Origin of the sequence: Aliterella atlantica CENA595, assembly GCF_000952155.1 — a bacterium.
Lineage (GTDB): Bacteria > Cyanobacteriota > Cyanobacteriia > Cyanobacteriales > Chroococcidiopsidaceae > Aliterella > Aliterella atlantica.
On record NZ_JYON01000005.1, the window covers coordinates 96,805 to 118,345 of the forward strand.

Annotated in this window: 19 protein-coding genes; 11 read left to right on the plus strand and 8 right to left on the minus strand. The window is 41.6% G+C overall.

Annotation, left to right across the window (positions count from 1 at the left end):
* Positions 1–516 precede the first annotated feature (516 nt).
* Both UH38_RS24710 and UH38_RS06720 read left to right on the plus strand, forming a co-directional pair.
* On the plus strand, positions 517–3,009 hold the full coding sequence (locus UH38_RS24710; RefSeq protein WP_052672284.1) for a sensor histidine kinase: 2,493 nt from the start codon (positions 517–519) through the stop codon (positions 3,007–3,009).
* A 1,048-nt stretch (positions 3,010–4,057) separates the two neighbouring features.
* Positions 4,058–6,520, plus strand: a complete 2,463-nt coding sequence (locus tag UH38_RS06720) for a DUF7925 domain-containing protein (RefSeq protein ID WP_200892323.1) — start codon at positions 4,058–4,060, stop codon at positions 6,518–6,520.
* A gap of 199 nt (positions 6,521–6,719) precedes the next feature.
* On the opposite strand, the gene UH38_RS06725 is transcribed toward UH38_RS06720, so the two are convergent.
* On the minus strand, positions 6,720–7,373 hold the full coding sequence (locus UH38_RS06725; RefSeq protein WP_235355109.1) for a hypothetical protein: 654 nt from the start codon (positions 7,371–7,373) through the stop codon (positions 6,720–6,722).
* Positions 7,374–7,847: 474 nt separating this feature from the next.
* Here UH38_RS06725 and UH38_RS06730 point away from each other — a divergent pair, with 474 nt between their 5' ends.
* The 5 genes from UH38_RS06730 (at position 7,848) to UH38_RS06750 (ending at position 12,904) form a co-directional block, all read left to right on the plus strand.
* On the plus strand, positions 7,848–8,636 hold the full coding sequence (locus UH38_RS06730) for an RNA ligase family protein (protein WP_045053874.1): 789 nt from the start codon (positions 7,848–7,850) through the stop codon (positions 8,634–8,636).
* A gap of 28 nt (positions 8,637–8,664) precedes the next feature.
* Entirely contained in the window at positions 8,665–9,801 is a 1,137-nt protein-coding gene (locus tag UH38_RS06735; RefSeq protein ID WP_045053875.1) for an AAA family ATPase, read from the plus strand.
* A 182-nt stretch (positions 9,802–9,983) separates the two neighbouring features.
* A complete protein-coding gene (locus tag UH38_RS06740) occupies positions 9,984–10,781 on the plus strand; it encodes a COP23 domain-containing protein (RefSeq protein ID WP_045053876.1) in 798 nt (265 codons plus the stop codon).
* 173 nt (positions 10,782–10,954) lie between these two features.
* Entirely contained in the window at positions 10,955–11,452 is a 498-nt protein-coding gene (locus UH38_RS06745) for a DUF427 domain-containing protein (protein ID WP_045053877.1), read from the plus strand.
* Positions 11,453–11,599: 147 nt separating this feature from the next.
* Complete coding sequence (locus tag UH38_RS06750; RefSeq protein WP_144405636.1) at positions 11,600–12,904, plus strand: hypothetical protein; 1,305 nt, start codon at positions 11,600–11,602, stop codon at positions 12,902–12,904.
* Between the two features lie 41 nt (positions 12,905–12,945).
* On the opposite strand, the gene UH38_RS26675 is transcribed toward UH38_RS06750, so the two are convergent.
* Positions 12,946–13,089, minus strand: coding sequence for a hypothetical protein (locus UH38_RS26675; protein WP_160295936.1), 144 nt, complete (start codon positions 13,087–13,089; stop codon positions 12,946–12,948).
* A gap of 445 nt (positions 13,090–13,534) precedes the next feature.
* Complete coding sequence (locus UH38_RS06760; protein ID WP_045053879.1) at positions 13,535–13,822, minus strand: hypothetical protein; 288 nt, start codon at positions 13,820–13,822, stop codon at positions 13,535–13,537.
* A gap of 52 nt (positions 13,823–13,874) precedes the next feature.
* On the opposite strand from UH38_RS06760, the gene UH38_RS06765 reads away from it, so the two are divergent.
* Positions 13,875–14,795 (plus strand): class I SAM-dependent methyltransferase, encoded by a 921-nt coding sequence (locus UH38_RS06765; RefSeq protein WP_045053880.1) that lies wholly within the window; start codon positions 13,875–13,877, stop codon positions 14,793–14,795.
* A gap of 88 nt (positions 14,796–14,883) precedes the next feature.
* Positions 14,884–15,798: a cation diffusion facilitator family transporter gene (locus UH38_RS06770; protein WP_045053881.1), complete on the plus strand. Its 915-nt coding sequence runs from the start codon at positions 14,884–14,886 to the stop codon at positions 15,796–15,798.
* Here UH38_RS06770 and UH38_RS06775 read toward each other — a convergent pair whose 3' ends face one another.
* Entirely contained in the window at positions 15,799–16,422 is a 624-nt protein-coding gene (locus UH38_RS06775) for an alpha/beta hydrolase (RefSeq protein ID WP_045053882.1), read from the minus strand.
* A 143-nt stretch (positions 16,423–16,565) separates the two neighbouring features.
* Here UH38_RS06775 and purH point away from each other — a divergent pair, with 143 nt between their 5' ends.
* Positions 16,566–18,098 carry a bifunctional phosphoribosylaminoimidazolecarboxamide formyltransferase/IMP cyclohydrolase gene (gene purH / locus UH38_RS06780; protein ID WP_045053883.1) on the plus strand — a complete coding sequence of 511 codons (1,533 nt, stop codon included), beginning with the start codon at positions 16,566–16,568 and terminating at the stop codon, positions 18,096–18,098.
* A 38-nt stretch (positions 18,099–18,136) separates the two neighbouring features.
* On the opposite strand, the gene UH38_RS06785 is transcribed toward purH, so the two are convergent.
* From UH38_RS06785 to UH38_RS06795, 3 genes are all read right to left on the minus strand, one after another.
* Entirely contained in the window at positions 18,137–18,970 is an 834-nt protein-coding gene (locus UH38_RS06785; protein ID WP_052672287.1) for a class I SAM-dependent methyltransferase, read from the minus strand.
* Positions 18,971–19,033: 63 nt separating this feature from the next.
* A complete protein-coding gene (locus UH38_RS06790) occupies positions 19,034–19,549 on the minus strand; it encodes an FKBP-type peptidyl-prolyl cis-trans isomerase (protein WP_045053884.1) in 516 nt (171 codons plus the stop codon).
* 228 nt (positions 19,550–19,777) lie between these two features.
* Positions 19,778–20,101, minus strand: a complete 324-nt coding sequence (locus UH38_RS06795; RefSeq protein ID WP_045053885.1) for a phasin family protein — start codon at positions 20,099–20,101, stop codon at positions 19,778–19,780.
* A 113-nt stretch (positions 20,102–20,214) separates the two neighbouring features.
* Between UH38_RS06795 and UH38_RS06800 the strand changes: the two genes are divergently transcribed.
* Positions 20,215–20,547 carry a TIGR03792 family protein gene (locus tag UH38_RS06800; RefSeq protein WP_235355111.1) on the plus strand — a complete coding sequence of 111 codons (333 nt, stop codon included), beginning with the start codon at positions 20,215–20,217 and terminating at the stop codon, positions 20,545–20,547.
* Between the two features lie 71 nt (positions 20,548–20,618).
* Here UH38_RS06800 and UH38_RS06805 read toward each other — a convergent pair whose 3' ends face one another.
* Positions 20,619–21,290, minus strand: a complete 672-nt coding sequence (locus UH38_RS06805) for a response regulator transcription factor (RefSeq protein ID WP_045053887.1) — start codon at positions 21,288–21,290, stop codon at positions 20,619–20,621.
* Positions 21,291–21,541 lie beyond the last annotated feature (251 nt).

The following is a 21,541-nucleotide window of genomic DNA, read 5'->3' on the forward strand; positions in this document are numbered from 1 at the left end:
GGGAATACCGAGATATTAATAGAAGCGTAGTTTTGGCTAAGAAAAATTAAGCAAGATAGTCAACTTTAATTAGAAATGCACGAGCGAATAATTACTAATTTGTAGCTAATACATTATTTGAATATAAGCCCCTTCTATTTGGAAGATAAGAAATAATTTTTATGCTTAGATCTCATACTTTAGGGAGATGCAAAAGGCAAAAAGCGTACCAGATACCTACGAAATATCGTGACTTAACATAGTTAAAATTTTTATTTTAAAGCAAGCAAAATTACAGATACTTAACTATGTCTTTGAATATTGAACTTGTATAACAAAGTTTTGAACGAGTTAAACCACAAGCAACTCAATTTGCTTCCAGCTTTTACCACAATCTCCTAACTGACTATCCGCAAACTCAACCTTTGTTTAGCTGTAAAGCATACTAAATCTAATTTGACCCAAGCTAGGAATCTTTCTATTACTTTCGGCTTTTAGAGGAGAGACAAAGCTTAATTACTAAGTACCAAAGATTGCATGACACTACCGAAAAAGACTTTACTCCTACTCGGATTAGCATTTACTGGTCTTGTTGGAGTTCTCTATACTACTTCATCAACTATATTGGCGCATAACATTAAGCGAGCAGAGCAGGAAAATGCTCGTCAAGTTGTTGCTGGAGTTTTGAGCGTCTTGAATCATACCCAAGAGGATTTTAGTTCGCGCTTTGTCGAATGGGCTACATGGGATGACACTTATACCTTCATTCAAAACGCAAATAAAGCATACATCAAGTCAAACCTCGATCCTCAGCAGCTAGCACTGGTCAAGCTGAACTTGATAGTTTACACTGACTTTGCCGATCGCATTGTGTATGGTACTGGTTTTGATTGGGAAAATAACCAGAACCTACCTATACCCCAAGAGCTAAGCAAACACCTCGTTACTGATAACATACTGCTGAAGCATACAGATAAAAACAGTGTTGTATCTGGAATAGTCTTACTGCCAGAAGGACCAATGTTAATTGCTTCCCGTCCTATTTTGACAAGTAAAGGTGAAGGACCTATTCGTGGAGCGCTAATTATTGGACGTTATGTAAATAATGAAGTAGTTGAGGATTTAACTAAGATAACTCGGCGATCTTTGAGCATACATGAGTTGAATAAAACTCAGTTGCCGCCTGACTTCCAAGCAGCACGTTCATCGTTATCTCAGCAAGGAACTGTTGTAGTTCGTCCGTTGAACGAACAAACGCTTGCTGCATACACAATGGTGAAAGATATTTATGGCAAGCCAGCTTTGCTGTTGCGCGTAGAAGTTCCTAGAGAATTATACAAACAAGGTCAACACAGCCAACGTTATCTGATTGCTTCCCTGCTATTAGCTGCATTGATATTTGGGGCAATTATCCTCCTACTTATACAGCGTCTAGTTCTGTTCTTAAAACAGCGCCAACAAGCAGAAATTGCCCTGAGACAAGCAGAAGCCAAGTATCGCAGCATCTTTGAGAATGCAGTTGAGGGAATTTTCCAAACGACACCAGATGGTCGATATCTTAGTGCCAATCCTGCCCTCGCCCGCATCTATGGCTATGAATCTCCCGAAATACTGATAGCTAGCCTCAGAAACATCAAGCAGCAACTTTATGTTGACCCCGATCTGCGAACTAAGTTTGTGGAGTTAATGGCAAAAGATGGAGTTGTGTTAGGACTAGAAGCGCAAGTTTATCGTCAAGATGGAAGCGTAATTTGGATTTGCGAAAGCGCTCATGCGATTAGAGATGTTAACGGTACTTTGCTGTACTATGAAGGCACTGTTGAAGATATTACCGAACGCAAGCAGTCTCAGGAAGCGCTGATTCGGGCGCGGGTAGCTGAGAGGGCTAAACTCGAACTAGAAAAAGAAATTACAGAACGCCATTTAGCAGAAGCCGCACTGCGAGCGAGTTTAGCCACAAATCTCGCCCTGTTAAAGGCTATTCCAGATACAATGTTTCGCATTAGCTCCGACGGCATTTTGCTAAACATTGAAGCAGCAAAGGGCAATCATTTACCCTTGACTGCTCGTGACTTTTTGGGCAAACACCTGTGCGAAGTGTTACCACCTGAAATAGCTCAGTTAATTATCGGCGGCGTAGAACGGGCGATCGCAAGTAGTGATGTGCAAATTCTGGAATACCAACTGCTGCTGCACGAACAACTACACGACTACGAAGCTCGAATTGCTGTTTGCGCTCCCGACGAAGTAATGGCAATTGTGCGTGACATTACTCACCGCAAGCAAGCGGAAGCAGAGGTGCGTAATGCTTTAGCCAAAGAAAAAGAACTCGGCGAACTAAAGTCGCGCTTTGTGACAATGACTTCTCATGAGTTTCGGACTCCACTGACGACAATTTTATCCTCTGCTGAGTTACTCGAACGTTACAGCTTGAGATGGAGCGACGAGAAAAAACTTAACCATCTCCAACGCATTCAAACCACAGTAAAACACATGACTGATTTGTTAAATGACGTGCTGTTGATTGGCAAAGCCGAAGCTGGGAAGCTAGAGTTTAAGCCAGTACCTTTAGATGTAGTACAATTCTGCTCTGACTTAGTAGAAGAGATGCGAATTACCACTAAGAGCCATACTCTCAACTTTGTCAATCGCATCTACGTCAATCGAGACGTATGTAACAAGGCTTATTTAGATGGCAAGCTGTTACGCCACATTCTTAGCAACTTGCTTGCTAATGCGATTAAGTATTCTCCTCAAGGTGGCGACATTGATTTTGAACTAATTTGGCAACAAGTAGAAGTAGTTTTCCGCATTCAAGACCGAGGTATTGGCATTCCAGTTGCAGATCGAGATAAATTATTTAACTCTTTTCATCGAGCTAGCAATGTTGGTACGCTCTCTGGTACGGGATTAGGGCTAGCTATTGTCAAACGCTCTGTTGACTTACATGGCGGTGAGATTACCGTTCAAAGTGAAGTCGGAGTTGGCACAACATTTACCGTGTTGTTGCCGCTGCACAAGCACATATAGTTTGCAAGAGTAGCTAACATCTGTCATTCGCTAGTTTGTAGTTTCATAACTTAGGCGTAGGTAATAGAAAAACAAACCACTTTAGCATAGCGAAGTTAGCGTTTAGGATACGAAGGTATGAAAATTTGAGTTCAAGGAAGTTCGCAGTTTACTCTCAGAAGGAGGAAGTAAGGTAATGAATCAGGTATATGTAACAAGCCCTCAATAAAACTCAAAACAATTACTGTAATTAGATATTATCAGATAATTTGGCGATTTTTGAATCAGAGAACGTTTGCTGATATAAGTTAGTTTTTTAAGACTAGAAGCTAAATTATTAAAGCGCGATCGCCTGAGAAAATACTCTTTTCTTAATTTAGTGTTGTAAGTTACCAAATTTATTATACTCAAGAATGATTTAGCAGATAAAACTTTGATATTTATTGATAGCCGTCCTATAACTTACTTGCTAAATTTATAGTCATTTTTTTACTAAGTGCCACCTCTCATTGTCTAATAGACTGTGCTTGTTTATCGCGCATAGCAATCATTTTTATACAGTCCATACGGTTATATAAATAGCTTATTTAGCTTTTGAGCTATCAGAAAAAATTTAAATGAAATAATTACATTATCAGTAATAATACTATTATTACACGCTTCGTAGAAGTTACTAAATTAGAAAGACCCGGTGTAAATACTTAAACTATTTTATATACAACCTAATTCGATCGGCTTAATGAGCGATCGATAAGAGTCTCTACTTAAGGATATCTAAATTTACAACATTTAAAATTCAATAATTTTACTGAGGATGAATTTTCATCAAAATTTTAAAATTTTTAATAATAAAACTTAGCTGAATTTAATTGCTATCCTTAGAGCATTTTTTGCTTTACTTACACGCACGTCAATAAATTGAAAGTTTTTATTGCATTTTACGTTAGCAAAGTTTGAAGTTAGTTCTTGTCTAGTATTTACAAATCTATTGAATATCTTATTTAATACGCAAGTTTAAATATCTATTCAATTGATAGATGTTTATCAACCCAAGTAATTGAAAATTTCTATGAATAAACAAGTTTGCTATAATCAAATTGTTAGAAGCATACATATAAATAATTCTAATTTTTCTCGCCTACTAACGGTAACGGCTCTAATTATGGGCAGTATTTTTCAGTTTGTTTCTCCTGTGTTGGCTGAAGGTACAACTGCTGGTGGAAAAATTAGTAATACGGCAACAGCAGAGTATAACTACCTCAACAACTTGGGAGTAAACATCCTCAACCAAGCTGCATCTAATACGGTTGAAGTGACTGTGGCAGAGGTGGCAGGTATTACAGTATTTCCTCAAGGAGTAACTGATTCAACTGGCGGGATTGTTGTAGCTAACGATCTGCTTTATTACGACTTTTTAGTAAGTAATGTAGGTAACGATCCTACTCGTTTCTTTATTCCCGGTCAAGTGACAGTTACAGGTCCAGCAACTACTAATTCCATCACAGCAGATTTAGATGGCAACGGTACGTTTGAAACTACAATTCCTAACACTGGTTTTACCACTGGTTCAATTCCAGCTAATGGCACTGTCAAAGTACGAGTTGGAGTTAATGTTGGGTCAGCAGTAACCTCTGGAACCTCAATTGCCGTTCGATTAGGCGATACGGCTACTAATGATGGTAGTGTTGGCACTCAAAACCAACCAGATAATGTTGATAATGCCAATGCTAACGAAGTACGTACTATTGATAACCTAGACGGTACAGCAGGAGAAACAGCAGGTGTACCAGCAAATGGCGAACGAGAAGCTAGTGCTACTCAAGCAACGACGATCGCTATCAACACTGTAACATCACAAGCTTTTGCTACCCTTTCTAAGGTAAGAGCAAACTACACCAACTCCAATACTCCCAACAATCTCAGCGATGACAGGTTATCATACAATTTAAGTTTGAAAGTAGCAGCGACAGCGCCTCTAAATAGTGGAGGAAAAACACCTGCCGATCTAGTAGGAACGAGTATTAAAGTTGATAGTGCTAGTCCAGTTAGGCGAATTTTAGTATCAGATGCAATTCCAGTAGGTACGCATTTAGCTAGTGTAGCTACACCTCCTGTCGGCTGGACCGTAGTTTACACAACTGACAGCACTTCTATCAATGCCAATGATGCTCTGTGGACAACTGTGCAGCCAACTAATATCAATCAAGTTACTAGAGTTGGCTTTATTTACTCTAGTGCGATCGCCACAGGCGCAAATGTAACAGGTTTCTCTTTCCAAGTAGTAACTAATAATGTCTCTACCGCAGCCACGACTGCAACTATAGAGAGTATTGCTCAATTATTTGGTCAATCTGCTGGAGACTCATCAGCTAACCTTGTTTATGACGAATCAGGCGACCAGTCTCCCAGTAACTACAATGACGATGGTAGCCCTGGCTCTAATCTGCCGAACAACGGGGTGGCAAATGCAACTTTGCAAGGTAGAGATACTAATAATGACAATGCGGGTACGGGTACGGGAGGTGAAGTCAACTTGTTTACGCTCGTCTTAGCATCAATTTTAAATGGTCCTAATTTACGTCCAGAGGCAGCAGGACCTACAGATAATAACGATGACTTTACTAACGCCTCAGCATTGGTTCCAGCTAACACTGTTCCTGGTTCCACAATCGATCCTGCTCCTGTCACCTTCTTTAACACTGTTAGTATTCCTACCTCAACCTTATTAAATGATGTATCGTTAGTTCCTATAACTCCAGCTAATCCTAGCGATCTACCAGAAGGGACAAAAGTCTACTTGACCTACTCAACCACTACCGCAGCTTATACTTACAGCAATGGCAGATTTACTCTCGATTCTGCTTTGGCTCTTAAACTTCCTGTTTTAGGATTGGGCGTACCTATTAATTATCAAGTTGTTGTTGACCTGCCAGTTGGTACTGCCTTATCTACCGATACGGCAAAAGGGTTCCCAGTTCCAATCCGAGCTTTTATTGATAGTATAGGCGGTCCGTTAGGTATAGGCGGTAATGGCGTATTCGATCCAGGCGAAACTTATAACGATACAATTGACCGAGTTTACACCGGATTTTTAAAGCTATTTAAGGAATCTCGAATTCTTAAAGGCACTGGTCCTGATGTAAAACCAGGTAATGAAACCTTTAGTGCTACAGGTAAAACTGGCGCATCTGGCAATATTATTGAATACCGCGTTACCTATACCAACATTTCTAGTTCTCAGTCAGGCTCTAATAATAATTCGATTCTAAATATTGGTGGCATTATCCTTAGAGAGGATGGTAGAGCAGGTAGCAATAATTGGGCAATTGACAATGATAACAATGGAGTTATAGATACCAGCCATGTGTCTCAAGCAGCTAAAGACCCGAATGGAATTGTTACTTATCTTGATGCTAGTGTCTCAATTGCTGATGCTTTAGGAGTAAATGTAACTACATACATAGACACGGTAGCTGGTCCTCTTCAACCAGGACAATCTGGAACCTTCGCTTTCCAGAGAAAGATTAACTAGATCGAGGCGATCGCACTATGCATCATTTCTTTGCCAGTGCGAGCGCCAATTTTGTAGGGTGTGTTGTCACAATACACCTGATAATCTTACTAACGATTTTACTTCAAGATTGAAAGCAGTCTGACGGTTAAACTCAGCGGCGACAAATAAAGCGTAACTCAGCCTCAGCGCATTTAGCTCGTCCGCTGCACAGACATAGTTAGGTGTGACGTAGCTTGGTGAAGCGGCGAATTAGATATGCTGCGAGGAAAAAGAACGGTGCCCAGCCAACAAGGAAAAGAAAAAACGCTAGCGAAAACGGACCAGGCTGGTTGCCCAGATATGGTCTAGTAGATGGATCGTCGCCCTGAAGCGCGATGGCGATCGCTGGACCAAACCCCTGAAGCGCACCCCACCAACTGAATGCTGCCAAGCAGCTCATGCCAAAGCGATGTCGCGCCACATCTATCGCACGGTTACTATCCGAAGACGAGGTTGTTCGCGCCATAACGATAACAATGAGGCTGAAAGTCCAGATCGTCCACAGCGCACCAGTCCACGGATTGAGTCGCAAAGTGATAATGACCGTGAGTATTAGTCCGGTCGCAACGAGCAGGCTAGGTACTACTGTAACAGCCGTATCCCTGGACTGCCTACGGAATAAGCGCGGCGGTGTGACCTCTCGTAAAATGTAGAGGATGCACAGACCCACAAACAAAAAGCCCAAGCGTGCCGGATAGGTACTGGGCATGGTGTAACCTGCATATTTCGTATGGTTTTCTTTCACGAAAAAGCAGAGCCGAACCACGTCGAGCAAGATCCCTGCGAGCACCACGATGACCATCGACCAAGCGAAAAAGCGTCCGGAGCGCACGTGCGCTCCGGACGCTTTTTCGCGCTGTGAAGGCTACAATAGCCGAAAGCGGTGCGATCGCCCCAGCAATGATGTGGAGTAAAAGCATCATCAAGAAGAGGAAGTTGGCAAAGGAGCTTCCGTAACTGACTGGCTTGTGAAGCAAGAACGTTGATTCCACTGCTTACTCCTACTTTGACTGCACGCAGCTTACAAGTGAGGTATTATTTAGTAATTTTATCAGCCTAAAGGCTTGTGCTGCACAAGCAGTAAATAAACTACAAATCTGCACAAGTGCGATCGCCTACCTCTTAGGGTGCGTTGCTCCGCCAACACACCCTACTATTGATATTGTAGTAAAACTGTAGTATATTGTAAGATAAGTCTTCTAAAAAGCTGTGGTGGTCATCTTCTAATCTGCTTCGTCACTCAAGTTTTTTGGTGTAGAGAAATCAACTCTACATCACAGTTTGTTTGTGAAATTGAGGTGATGGTATCGTGGAGCAGATTTATAAGTATCCCCGAACGTTTCATATTCAAGGCTCAAGGCTGCAACCAGGAGACGAAGACCTTGCTAGTATTCCCTTTAATCGCATAGCCGATCGCTTTGTTGTTGTCGAAGAAAAGGTAGATGGTGCAAATGCTGCTATTAGCTTTAGTGCTGACGGACAATTGCGCTTGCAAAGTCGCGGGCATTATCTTACAGGTGGTGCAAGAGAAAAACATTTCAACTTATTCAAACAATGGGCTGCGGTTCGCGCTTCTGCATTGTGGGAAGTGTTGGGAAGTCGCTTTATTCTCTACGGCGAATGGCTATATGCAAAACATACTGTTTTTTATAATGCTTTGCCTCACTACTTTCTCGAATACGATGTTTTGGACTTAGAGAGTAAGCAATTTCTCAGTACCAAGCAGCGGCAAAAATTGCTAGCAAAACTGGCGATCGCATCTGTTCCCGTTTTATTTACGGGATATTTGCATTCTCATCAACAATTGTTGGAATTGTTAGCGCAATCGCACTTTATCCACTCTGGACATATTGACTGCTTGCGCCACCTGTGTACTGCACAAGGTTTAGATAGCGATCGCGCCTTGGCACAAACTAATTGCAGTGCGTTGATGGAAGGCTTGTATATCAAAGTCGAATCAGAAAATTGGACGGAAGAAAGATATAAGTACGTGCGGGCAGATTTCTTGACAACTATCTTGCAGTCGGAAAGTCACTGGCTCAATCGTCCGATTATTCCCAATCAATTACGTGCAAATGTAAATCTATTTGAGTAATGGCGTACGGTGTTGCGCCCCTAAAGTTATGAATACAAATTGGATATTTCCCTATTGCCCAGAAGTCAATCAGTCTATTGATTGGTCATCATTAGAGCAATTCGATTGGCTGCGATCGCTTGCTAATTGTCCCCAAGACCCAATCTACCACGCTGAAGGCGACGTTTTAACTCATACAAAGCTTGTCTGTGAAGCCTTGGTATCTCTTTTGTCATGGCAGCAACTTCCAGCTATTGAGCGCTCGATTTTGTTTGCAGCAGCGTTGCTGCACGATGTTGCTAAACCCCAAGCGACTCAAGAAGTAGAAGGACGAATTGCAAGCAAAGGACACGTTCGCCAAGGCGCGCGGCTTGCTCGTCGTATCTTGCGCGATTTGGATGCGCCTTTTCAGATTCGAGAAGCGATCGCCCAGATCGTGCAATTAGGCAGTTTGCCGTTATGGTTTTGGGATAAACCTAATCCGCAACGTTCTGTCATTGCTGCTAGCTATACTACGCGCTGCGATTGGTTGGCTTTGATGGCACAAGCAGACGTACTGGGAAGAATTTGCGCTGATAGAAATAGACTACTAGATACGATTGAATTTTTCCGAGAGTATTGTCAAGAACAAGATTGCTGGAACCAACCACGCGCTTTTGCCTCGGATCTTAGTCGCTTTGTCTACTTCCATAAAGAAAATGGCGATCCTAATTACGTTGCCTATGACGATACCAATTGTCAGGTTATCTTGATGTCAGGATTGCCTGGAGTTGGTAAAGATCGCTGGATTGCCGATCGCGCTAGCAATTACCCTGTTATTTCTTTAGATCGTATTCGTCAAGAACTTAATATTGCTCCAGAAACAGACCAAGGCGCTGTTGTCTGCAAAGCCAAACAACTAGCTAAAGAGATGCTGCGATCGCAAACTTCTTTTGTTTGGAATGCAACTAATATTTCTCAGCAAGTGAGGGCGGGATTAATCGATTTATTTGCTGCGTATCGCTCAAAAATTCGGATTGTCTATCTAGAAGTGCCTTGGGAGACGCTACTCCAGCAAAATCGCCAACGTCCGCAGCCAGTTCCAGAAATTGCGATCGCCCGTTTATTCGACCGTCTGGAAGTTCCATCATTAGTTGAAGCTCATCAAGTCGAGGTAGTAGATTTTGACTATAGTATTAAAAAATAGGAACTATTACCCAAAGAGATCGCTGCTAACAATTACTGGAAGTAGCGCAGCACGCCTAAATCGAGCCAAAAGCAAAAAAACTCCCCAAATTCAGAAACAGCAGACCAAAAAAAGCGTCACAAATAGATGATGCTGCTTAAATAAACAATCAACAGTTGTTTCGTCAAATTATTAGGGTCTATATGTCACTACAAAAGTTTCATCTCCAAGCCAAAGGTATTAGTTTAGCTGTAGGTATGGCTTTCTTACTAGGACAAACTAGCGCTATGGCTGCGCCGAGAAATCAGTATGATGGTTCCAATCCATCAGATGTTGTGGTAGATACAGAAGGCGGAACTTCAGGCTCATCTAGTTCGGGCAATGGTTCATCTAACCCTATTTATGACCGAAATACTCGGTTTGGCTGTCAGTCATACAATGGGGAATATACTGTGATGTATTTCCCCGAAAGCCAACCTGAGCAAGCTTTTCCTTGGGCAACTCCAGCATCTTTAGGTGGTGGTTGGAATTCGCAAAGACGTTGTAATGAAATTGCTAGACGCTTAGAGCTATATCGTCCTGATGGCTTAGTGGAACTGACTACAGATGTAGAAAATGGCTACAATACTATCTGCGTTACTACAGAGCAAGTTCCTACCTGTCGGATTGTCTTAACAGTTCCTCCTGGACAAGATCCGATTGTTACACGCGATCGCGTATTTGAAAACTTGACTGTAGCTGACAGCGGCGGGCAAACTGAAGGCGTTTACACCTACAGGGGAGGCAGAGGTAACAGCCAAGTAGATCGTTTGCTCAATGTAGGACGTTCAGTTTTGGGTGGAAAGAAACAGTTTTCAGCAAAAAGCATTAACCTCAGACCATTTTTAGATCGCGCTGACGGCGGTACAGGCGCAAAACTCAGTAATGGCATACCAGCCAAAAAGTCTGGTGCAACCCCAGCTAGAAACAATCGCAAGCTAAATCCAGGCAGTTTCCGCTAGGAAAAAGGCTAAAGTGGAAGGGGAAAGGCAAAAGCCGCTTTTCCTCTTTCTTTGGTCAAATTAAATCGGTGCAAATGGAAGAGCGCTATCAATTAACAATTAAATAAGCTTCCCCCTTGCTTTCCTTGTCCCTACTAGCTATAAACTCAAAGCAGTAGCTTTTAGCGTTAAAAATGGTTAATCGGCAACGTATTGAACCTGGTCCGGGTCAGGAATCGGTTTGGGATTACCCGCGCCCTCCTCGCCTAGAAGATACAAATAAACATATTCAGATTGTATTTAATGAAGTAACGATCGCAGATACGCGCCAGGCAAAACGGGTGCTGGAAACTAGCCATCCACCTGTTTACTACATTCCCCCTAGCGATATCAAAATGGAGCGGTTGGTGGTGATGCCTCATTCTAGTTGGTGCGAGTGGAAGGGTAGAGCAGCATACTATACTGTGCTAGTAGGAGAAAGACAAGAACAAAATGCTGCTTGGTATTATCCGGCTCCCACAGCGGCTTTTGCAGCGATTAAAGATTACGTAGCTTTTTATGCCCATTTGATGGATGCTTGCTATGTAGATGGCGAACAAGTAAAGTCACAACCAGGCGATTTCTACGGTGGCTGGATTACTAGCGATATTGTTGGACCTTTTAAGGGTGGTCCAGGAACTTGGAATTGGTAATTTATTTGCTCTCTAGTCAAAACTCGCTCTTTGTTTGCGGCTGCTGCAAAATATAAATCAAACTTTGAGCGCAATATCTACCTAATTAAATTATCTAAAATCTAGATCCATCGAACATGGATCTATTTTTTTTGAGGTTGACAGATTTTGCTAATATCAACTGCTTTTGTACCTAACCCACTTCCTGACGAGCAAAAAATGACACCAGCAGGTCGTCGTCGCGGCATAAGTAGTCAAATTTTGTGTATTCGTTATAACCAAGATACGATTAAACCTGTATTATCAGTTCAAAAAGAATTTAATCTTGGTAGTGGAATTATTAGAGGTAGTAGTGCTAGCGATCGCCTGAGCCTAGATCGCTTTATTGATTGTAAAGGAAAAGAATTATTTGGTGCAGACTTACGTACTGGGACTATTTCTGTTTGGGAACATCAAATACGTTATTTATTAAATAAACAATCTAGCAACGACAAAATTATTAGTATTATTACCAATGGTAATTTAACTCAAAACTCTTATTTTGTTGCTTGGTTTAAACAAGATGGTTTATTAATTCGCTTAAAAGATGAACCTATTGCCACCCAAACTTATGACTGTGTAGTTATTGACAAAGACAATAAAGCTAGCATAGAGCAAGTTAGATTTCAAAATCAAGATATTCAATCTGAGACTGGTTGGCAAGCTATTTATGCAAATACAAATAAATTGTTATCTCCAGCAGTTCAATTTCTATTTTCTGGGCAAAGAGTTGTCAAAAACGGACAAGCTATATCTCACCAAGAATTAGCCACACAAATTATTTCTGGTTGCTATGCCGATTTACGTCATGTATTTAGATTCGCTGCTGTACCTATTACGAGTTACTGGCTAGATTTAGGGCTAGAACAGTTCTATAGCAATCGAAAAATTAATGTAGATACTGTGATGAAAGCTTTGAGATACGAACCAATAAGCGTGCGATGGCGAAATTACTGTGATGATGTATATATTGTCAAAAAAGCTTTAGCTGATAAGGGATATCAAGAGTCTAATAATGGCGTTTCAGGTACTTATTATTTAACTACCAATTCAGTCAATATTGTATTTTTGGAAGCGATTTATTGCCATAACATTCTAGGCATAGATAAGCAAGGCAATCTATGTTCTATGTATATAACTGGATGGAGTAATAATGTTGGTACAACCTTAGCAGGATTGTCTCAATTAGCCGCTAACGTTTTTCAAGATGCAATTTTACTCAATAATGGCGGTGATGTTTTTTACTTAACTAATTACGACCAAAAAGAGCAAATAATTCCTTATAGCAAATTGTCAGAGCCGCGTTGGACTATAGTCGAATCTTGCGAACAGCGCTATTATATTAGATCGGTACTACTTATGACTTGCGATCGCTCGCTCAACGAGCAAGATATTCAAGTATTGAAACCTAATTTTGATTTAAATATTGTCTAATATCTAATGCTCAAGAAAGCAATAAACAAACCTATATTTTTCTAAAAACTAGCATCAGGCAAAATATGAATTAATCCCTCAGCGATAATTCTTTTCGACGTGGCAAAACTAGATACAGTCAAGACTCCTACTGTAACTACTACCAAAACTGCAGGCATAACATAACCTAGCTGACGTTTTGGCATTCTTGCCTTCAAAAATTCTAAGCAGTAATAAGGAATTATTAGCGGCCATAATATCGTAGATATTAATAATAAAACACAAGATAAAAAACCTTCTTCTATTGACAAATTGCGCTTTTGGTTAAAAAATTTTAGCCAATTGCTTAGAAAAATAGAACTTGGTAATAGATAAGCAGCTAAAAAAGTAAACTGAATGGTTGTCATAGCCATTAGCCTGCAAAAATATTTCTCAGTGTTAGTGTATTGGAACTAAATTAAGTTTTACTAAGACGAGTTGACAAATGTCTATGTGTGATAATTAAAAAATAGAGCAATTAATTCTACTCGCTACGTATATAGTAACTCTTTAGTTAGTAAGGTGAAAGCGATCGCATCTTCCTTAAGTATTAAGTTTAATCGTCAATTAGTGATGTTGGGAAAAGAAATAAATAAGAAAGTTACTTAGTCATTAAAGTCTAGATGAAGCTTTGGAAGTTACAGCGAAGCAACTACCAACACGGTTATGCCAGAATAAGTAGAATGTTCTACAGCTACAATAAGTTGAGGAGCGCATCAAAGCTTGGCTTTGTGTATATTTTCGGCGGATATAGACTAAAGTGCGATCGCCATCGCCTACAATTTGCCTAGAGCCTTTTTTGGGGAGAGTCAGAGTATTTTCTAAATTAACAGCAGGTGGGTAGGGTGCGTTGTTCGCAACGCGCCCTACTTTAGAGAAATTACTAAACAACCAGAGCATTATTTAGTATATTGAGCAATAATTCCCGATAAAACTTCAAATAACCTTATTTATGACTGCTGCTGTAGATAATAAGCTTGGAATCGCTTCGCGTTTAGTAAATGGCGTACTAGCAATTAAACCTTTAGCAAATCTTGCCAAAAATAGAGCGCGGCAAATGATGATTCAACGCGCTGAGAAAATCGGCGTACCTTGGACAAAAACAGTGCAAGAGTTAAAATCTCACAACTGGGAAGTAGAACTTGCCCAAGTTGAAAATCCGCAGCTTATTTATCCAGAATACTACTTGCGAGCGTTTCACGCCTACGATAACGGCAATCTCAACTGGGAAGCCGCGCTAGAAGTAGAAGTTGCAGCCTATGCCGTTCATGCAGACATTTGGAAAGATGCAGGCGCTCAAGGTGACTCTATGCTACGTTCTAGCTATCATGAAGTAATCTCTAGCCAAATACCTTCACAGCCAAAAGATATTTTAGATATGGGGTGCAGCGTAGGCTTGAGTAGCTTTGCTTTGCAAGCTATGTTTCCTCAAGCAAAGATTACAGGTATAGACTTATCGCCTTATTTTCTTGCAGTTGCCAAATACCAATCAAGGCAGCGTAATGCCCAAATTGACTGGTTTCATGCTGCTGCGGAAGCAACCCAACTAGCAGCTAATTCCTACGATTTGGTTTCTAGCTTTTCGATGTTCCACGAATTACCCCAATCAGCAACTCGGCAAATATTTCAGGAAGCACAGCGCTTGCTACGTTCAGGTGGGCATTTCACAATTATGGATATGAACCCCAAATCAGAAATATTTACCAAAATGCCACCATATATTTTGACACTACTCAAAAGTACCGAGCCGTATTTAGATGAGTATTCCAGTTTAGATATCGAACAGGCGCTAGTTGAGGCTGGATTTACAAAACCCACAATCACTTGTAATACTCCTCGGCATCGGACGATAATTGCTAGGAAGCTAGATTAGTTGTGACAAGGAGACAAGGAACACACAAGATAGTAAAAATCATCTCCTCCTGCTTCCCCTGCCTCCCCTGCTCCCCCTACTCTCTTTTATGAGTCATAAGTCAGCACGTTCTTATGCTTTCCTCTCGATTGCTGCTGCGGTAGCTACTATTGCCCTTAAATTTGGCGCTTATCTTTTTACTAATTCTGTCAGTTTGTTTTCAGATGCAGCAGAATCAGTTGTAAATTTAGTAGCGGCAGTTGTGGCTGTATGGGCGCTAACACTCGCAGCCCAACCACCAGATGATGAACATACTTTCGGTCATTCTAAAGCGGAATACTTTTCTAGTGGCTTAGAAGGCGCGTTAATCTTAATTGCGGCTATTAGTATTGGCATAGCGGCATTAGGGAGACTAATTAATCCTCAACCATTAGAACAAGTAGGCATTGGCTTAATACTTTCTTTAGTTGCAACCGCAATTAACGGTGGAGTAGCCATAATTTTGTTACGTGCGGGAAAGCGATTGAGGTCAATTTCATTACGTGCTGACGCGCATCACTTACTTACAGACGTTTGGACTTCGGTAGGAGTATTAGTAGGGCTAGGACTTGTAAAACTAACAGGCTGGTCAATCTTAGACCCCATTATTGCTTTATTAGTCGCAGTGAATATTGTCTGGGCAGGATTTCGGCTGTTAAAAGAAACAGGTTATGGATTGTTAGATACAGCCTTACCAGCATCAGAGCAAAAAATTATTACTGACGTATTAGCAACATACGATCGCCAAGGCATATTATTTCATGCCATGCGATCGCGCGTTGCTGGTTCGCGCCGCTTTGTCTCTTTCCACGTTCTCGTACCTGGAAATTGGAGCGTGCAGCGCGGACACAATCTTTGTGAAGAAATTGAACTAGCTATTAGTAAAGCCTTGCCTAGCACCAACATTATGACTCATTTAGAGCCGCTAGAAGACCCGTTATCGTGGGAAGATCAAGGCTTAGACCGATTATCCGAAGAAAAATAGCTAGGCTTTTACAGCAGATTGTTGTGCCAGGATAAAATTGCGAATCAGGGCTAATACTTCTGGGCGAATTTCATGCCCCATATCAAACTCCTGATACTGCAACTTCACTCCCATAGCCGACAAAGTATCCCGCGCTTTTTGGGCAGCACTTAGAGGCACAACATAATCTTGCCTACCATGAACTAGCAATACAGGCGGAAAAACACTACTATCTGGATAACTAACAGGATGCAAATAACCGCTTAAAGCCACCAACCCAGCCAACGGTAGACTTAAACCTACATCTAAAGTCATCGCCGCACCTTGAGAAAAGCCACTTAAAATCGTTCGTGACAAAGGTACACCCGTACTTGCAGGCAAAGATTGCAGCCAATCAGCCAGCATTTTTTTACCGTCAGCATACCCTGCATTATTGTCTTGCAAATCGTACCAAGCCCTACCCCCTGCTACATGAGGATGAGCAAACGGAGCATTAGGAAATACAAACTGATAATCAGGTAAATTTAAGAGCGGGACAACACTAGCCAAATCTTGACTATTAGCACCCCAACCATGCAAAGCGACAACCAGCCCGCGAGGTTCCTTATCCGTAGTCGGCGGAACCGAAATAACTTGTAAAGACAGAGATTTTCTCCTAATATAAAAACTCTCTTAACCTATTGTAATAAAACTAACTTTTCTTTGGCGCTCTTCGCGTCTAAACGCTACACGCACGTGTTGGCGGTTCGTACTCTTCTTAAATCCAGCAACAAGGAAATTTCTCCAACATGGCACGTATAGCACTGCTGAGTGTATCCGACAAAACAGGACTAATAGATTTCGCTTGCACATTAGTAGAAGAATTCAACTTCGACATTATCAGCAGTGGTGGAACCGCCCAAACCCTAAAATCCGCAGGTATCCCAGTCACCAAAGTAGCCGAGTACACAGGTTCGCCAGAAATACTAGGCGGTAGAGTCAAAACCTTACACCCGCGCGTACACGGTGGAATTTTAGCCCGCCGAGACGTACCACAAGACCTAACAGACTTAGAAAACAATCAAATTAGTCCGATTGACTTAGTTGTAGTCAACTTATATCCATTCGAGCAAACGATCGCCAAACCTGACGTAACTTTAGCAGAAGCGATCGAACAAATCGACATCGGCGGACCTGCATTACTACGAGCATCGGCAAAAAACCACGCTCATGTAACAGTTTTGTGCGCGCCTAGCAGCTACGATGCATACTTGCAACAATTACGCCAAAATCAAGGTAAAGTAGCGCTAGAATTTCGCCAACAGTGCGCCCAAAAAGCATTTTTGCATACAGCACAGTATGACAGTGCGATCGCCAATTACTTAGCAACAGATGCACTACCAGAAAAATTTACCTTAACTGGGCAACAACTCCAACCTCTACGCTATGGAGAAAATCCCCATCAACCCGCCGCCTGGTATCAAACTGGAAATACTGCTACAGGTTGGGCAGCAGCTACTAAACTGCAAGGTAAAGAACTAAGTTACAACAACATAGTTGATTTAGAAGCAGCGCAGCGCATAGTTAGCGAATTTACAGATGCACCCGCCGCTGTAATTATCAAACATACTAATCCTTGCGGTGTTGCCCAAGGCGATAGTGTAGTAGAAGCCTACCAGAAGGCTTTTAACGCCGATTCTACCTCCGCATTTGGCGGTATCGTCGCCTTAAACCGTCCCATCGATGCAGCCACAGCCACAGCCTTAACGCAGACATTTTTGGAATGCGTAGTTGCTCCCGATTGCGAAACAGCAGCAAAAGAAATTCTCGCGGCAAAATCTAAAGTGCGCGTTTTACTGCTTCCCGATGCTAGTAGTAACAAAATTCAGCATACAGTCAAGGTTATATCTGGTGGTTTTTTAGTCCAAGCTGCCGATAATTATGTTGCTAATCCCAGCCAATGGCAAATAGTTACAGAACGCCAACCTAGTACCGCAGAAATGGCAGAATTATTGTTTGCCTGGAATGTCTGCAAGCACGTAAAATCAAATGCGATCGTAGTCACAAAAAATCTTACTACCGCAGGCGTTGGTGCAGGACAAATGAACCGCGTCGGTTCGGTAAAAATTGCCTTAGAGCAGGCTGGCGAGAGCGCTAAGGGCGGTTTTCTTGCTAGTGATGGGTTTTTCCCCTTTGATGATTCGGTCAAGGCAGCAGCCGCCGCAGGCATAAGTGCGATCGCTCAACCAGGAGGAAGTTTGCGCGATGCAGATTCTATTAAGGCTGCTAACGAACTGGGGTTGATTATGGTGTTTACTGGGATTCGTCACTTTTTGCATTAGCGGTTGAAACTTTAGTCCACTCAGGTGGACTAAAAAATTCATATTACTGGTTTGCGTCCTATTGCAAAAATAACTGGTACATCTAGCCAAATGCCCTTATCTGTGGCTAATTTTTCCACTTCGGCTAGATATTCTGTTTTAAATTGCTCTAGTTTCTCAGGTTCTATCTGCACTAAGGAATGACGAAAGCCTGTATGCAAAACTATATCCCACCAATCATCTAAATCGCGCAGATAATAGCCTAATTGATCTTGACAGGTATTAATATCGATAAAACCTGCTTCTTGCATTAAATCGCTACATTTATCTGCTGTATTTAGTCTGTTAAACCCTCTTGCTGTTGGTAATTCAACGCCATAATTTTGAATTCTGTTGGCATACAGTTCTCGCATCGGATTAAAGGCGCTTTCGCCAAAACTAGAGAAGGCGACAATACCACCTGGTTTGATGACACGCAACCAATCGCGCAAGCCAGCTAGCATATCTGGAAAGAAAAAGATGCCAGAAGCGCAGATTACCTTGTCAAAGTTATTATCGTTGAAGTCTAGATTTTCTCCGTCTCCTACTTGCAAGTCAATATTAGTTAGACCTGCATTTTTAATGTTCTTTTGCGCTACATTGAGCATATCTTGGGCGAGGTCTATACCAATTACTCGACCATTTGCGCCTACACGAGGGGAAATAGCGATCGCTGCTGCACCCGTACCCGTTGCTACATCTAGGATTGTTTCACCACTTTCAATTGCTGCAAGTTCTACCAAACGTTTTGCAGTTAGAGCTAAAAATCTTACTGCTTGGAGATCGTAGCCTACCGATGCCAAATTAAAGCTAGCAGCTACTTTTTGTTTGCGACTTTTAGATGTATCAGTCATGAGCTAATTAAGATTAAATTAATGGCATGGAGAAAATAGCTTTCCCCATGCCTTTTTAGCTAGTTAGCTAACTTTCAACAATTCCACATCAAAGTTTAAAGTAGCGTTGGGGGGAATCACACCACCTGCACCACGAGCGCCATAGCCTAATTCTGGGGGAATAATTAGCGTACGGCGATCGCCTACTTTCATCGTGCTAAGTCCTTCATCCCAGCCTTTGATTACTTGTCCGACACCGAGTTTAAAGGAAAAAGGCTGACCGCGATCGCGCGAACTATCGAATTTTGAGCCATCTTCTAGAGTTCCCGTATAGTGAACGGTAACGGTTTGACCTGTTTTTGGAGTCGCCCCCGTTCCTTCCTTAACGACGATGTATTTTAATCCAGAATCGGTAGTTACAGCGTTTTCGTCTGACATAGTTTTGCTAGCAATTAAGTTATTTGGGCTTACTTGAGCGACTGTGTTTGGTTGAGATAGTGATTCGGCGATCGCGCTTTGCGGCTGACCTGTAAACTGAGTCACTAATATAGTTACAACACAAACGACAATTACGCCTAAGCTGATGAGAATTTCTCTCAAAGTTATTCCTCCTCAAAAACAAAGGAAACGAGTTTCAGTGTAACAAGATAGACGGACAAAGCCCAGCTTGAAATAATGACCAGTTAGTAGTAGGTACAAGCCAAGCAACGATTAGGGCGCGAAAAATCAAAAAATTGATTCATTATTTAAATCCCCGTTTCAAGTATGGAGATTAACTGGTCACTGGTCACTGGTCACTGGTCACTGGTTACTGGTCACTGGTCACTGTTAACGCCAATTCTTGTTTTCCAAATCTCTGATTTGGCGCTCTAAACGGTCGATCCGTCCGCGCAATTCGTCCATTTCTGACTGACGGGGTACGCCTAAATCCTGCATGACGTTGCGGATTTGTCTTTGCATCTGGGTTTCCCAGTTTCCTTGCTCTGACTTCAATTGCTGCATCATATCATCGACAAAGACTTTAGCTTGTTCGGGGTTGAGCTTGCCATCTTTGACTAATTCATCGCTTGCTTCGCGTATTTTTTCGGCGACTAAAGATGTTGTCCCCACACCAAGCATCATCAGTTGCTTTAGCCAGTTATTATTGTCCATGCTGAATTCCTATGACTAGATTTAATATAAACAGTTGTAATTAAGCTAGACGATAAGGCGATCGCTTTAGCTTACAATTTATATTTTGGCAAATTTAACACCAAGCTTACGCTTTGCCCAGGTACGGTATTTTCACCCCAGGTATGGTTATTGAGTTTCTAAGAATCGAAGTTACTGCTCAATATCGAGAACAATATTTGCAACTCGATCGAGAAATTTGGACGACAGCATTAGCTAAGTGTCCTGGTTTTATCAGTAAAGAGGTTTTGCTCAACCCAAATAAACCTGCAGAAGTAATATTGATAATTCGTTGGGCTAGTAGAGAGGAGTGGAAATCTACCTCTTGCCAGCTATTGGCTGAAGTTGAAGCGCAGTTTGCATTAGCAACAGGTAGCATTCACCATCAAATTATTGAATCGGTCGAATATCAAGTAATTGCCCAGTAGCACTGTGGAGTGGAATTATGTGCTGCTTCGATCGCTAAAATATGACTTGTGCTAGAGCGTATAGCACTTTGTTATTTATTTACAAAACGATATCCCATGCCTCGGACAGTTTCAATGAGTTGAGAACTGAGTTTTTTGCGTAAATAACCGACATAAACATCGACAATATTGGAACCAGGGTCGTAGTCATAACCCCAAACCGCGCTGAGGAGTTGTTCGCGGCTGAGAACTTGGTTAGGGTGGCGCAGAAAAGTTTCGATCATGATAAATTCTTTGGCGGAAAGTTCTACCGAGCGATCGCCAACTTTAGCTTGCCGCAATCGCAAATCGATCGTAATATTACCTGACTGTAGCTCTGCGATTTCCTTAGTAGCAGTCTGCGTTTTACTACGCAGTCGCAAACGCACCCGTGCTAGCAGTTCTTCAAACCGAAATGGCTTGGTCATGTAATCATCGGCTCCCCCCTCTAATCCCAATACTTTGTCATTAACGTCATCGCGAGCCGTGAGAATTACAATCGGTAAATATTCCCCTTGACCGCGCAATGTAGATAATACTGTCCAACCATCTTGAGATGGCAGTCCTATATCAAGAATCATTAAGTCGAAGTCATTGCTATTGGCTACTTGTAAAGCTTCTTTGCCATCTTGAACTACTGAGACTGTATAACCGTTGGCTTTCAGTCCTTTTTCAATAAAAGCGCTAATTCTCGGTTCATCTTCAGCAATCAAAATTCTACTCATAACATTTTTGATCTAGGTTCTATAGATAGCACCGATAATAAAATTAGAGTCGTAACAGGGAGAGCTAAATCGATATGATGCAACTATCTACATTTGAGTTCCACAACAGCGACCTTAAAAAAATAACCATAAATCTACTCTCATTATAAAGTTCCTTAAGTTCTTACTTTCGTATAGTAAACTTGTAAATGGAAGAGAGTTTATAAGTATTTTACTCCTATTTGATTGGCAGTTGGAAGTCAAGATCAGAG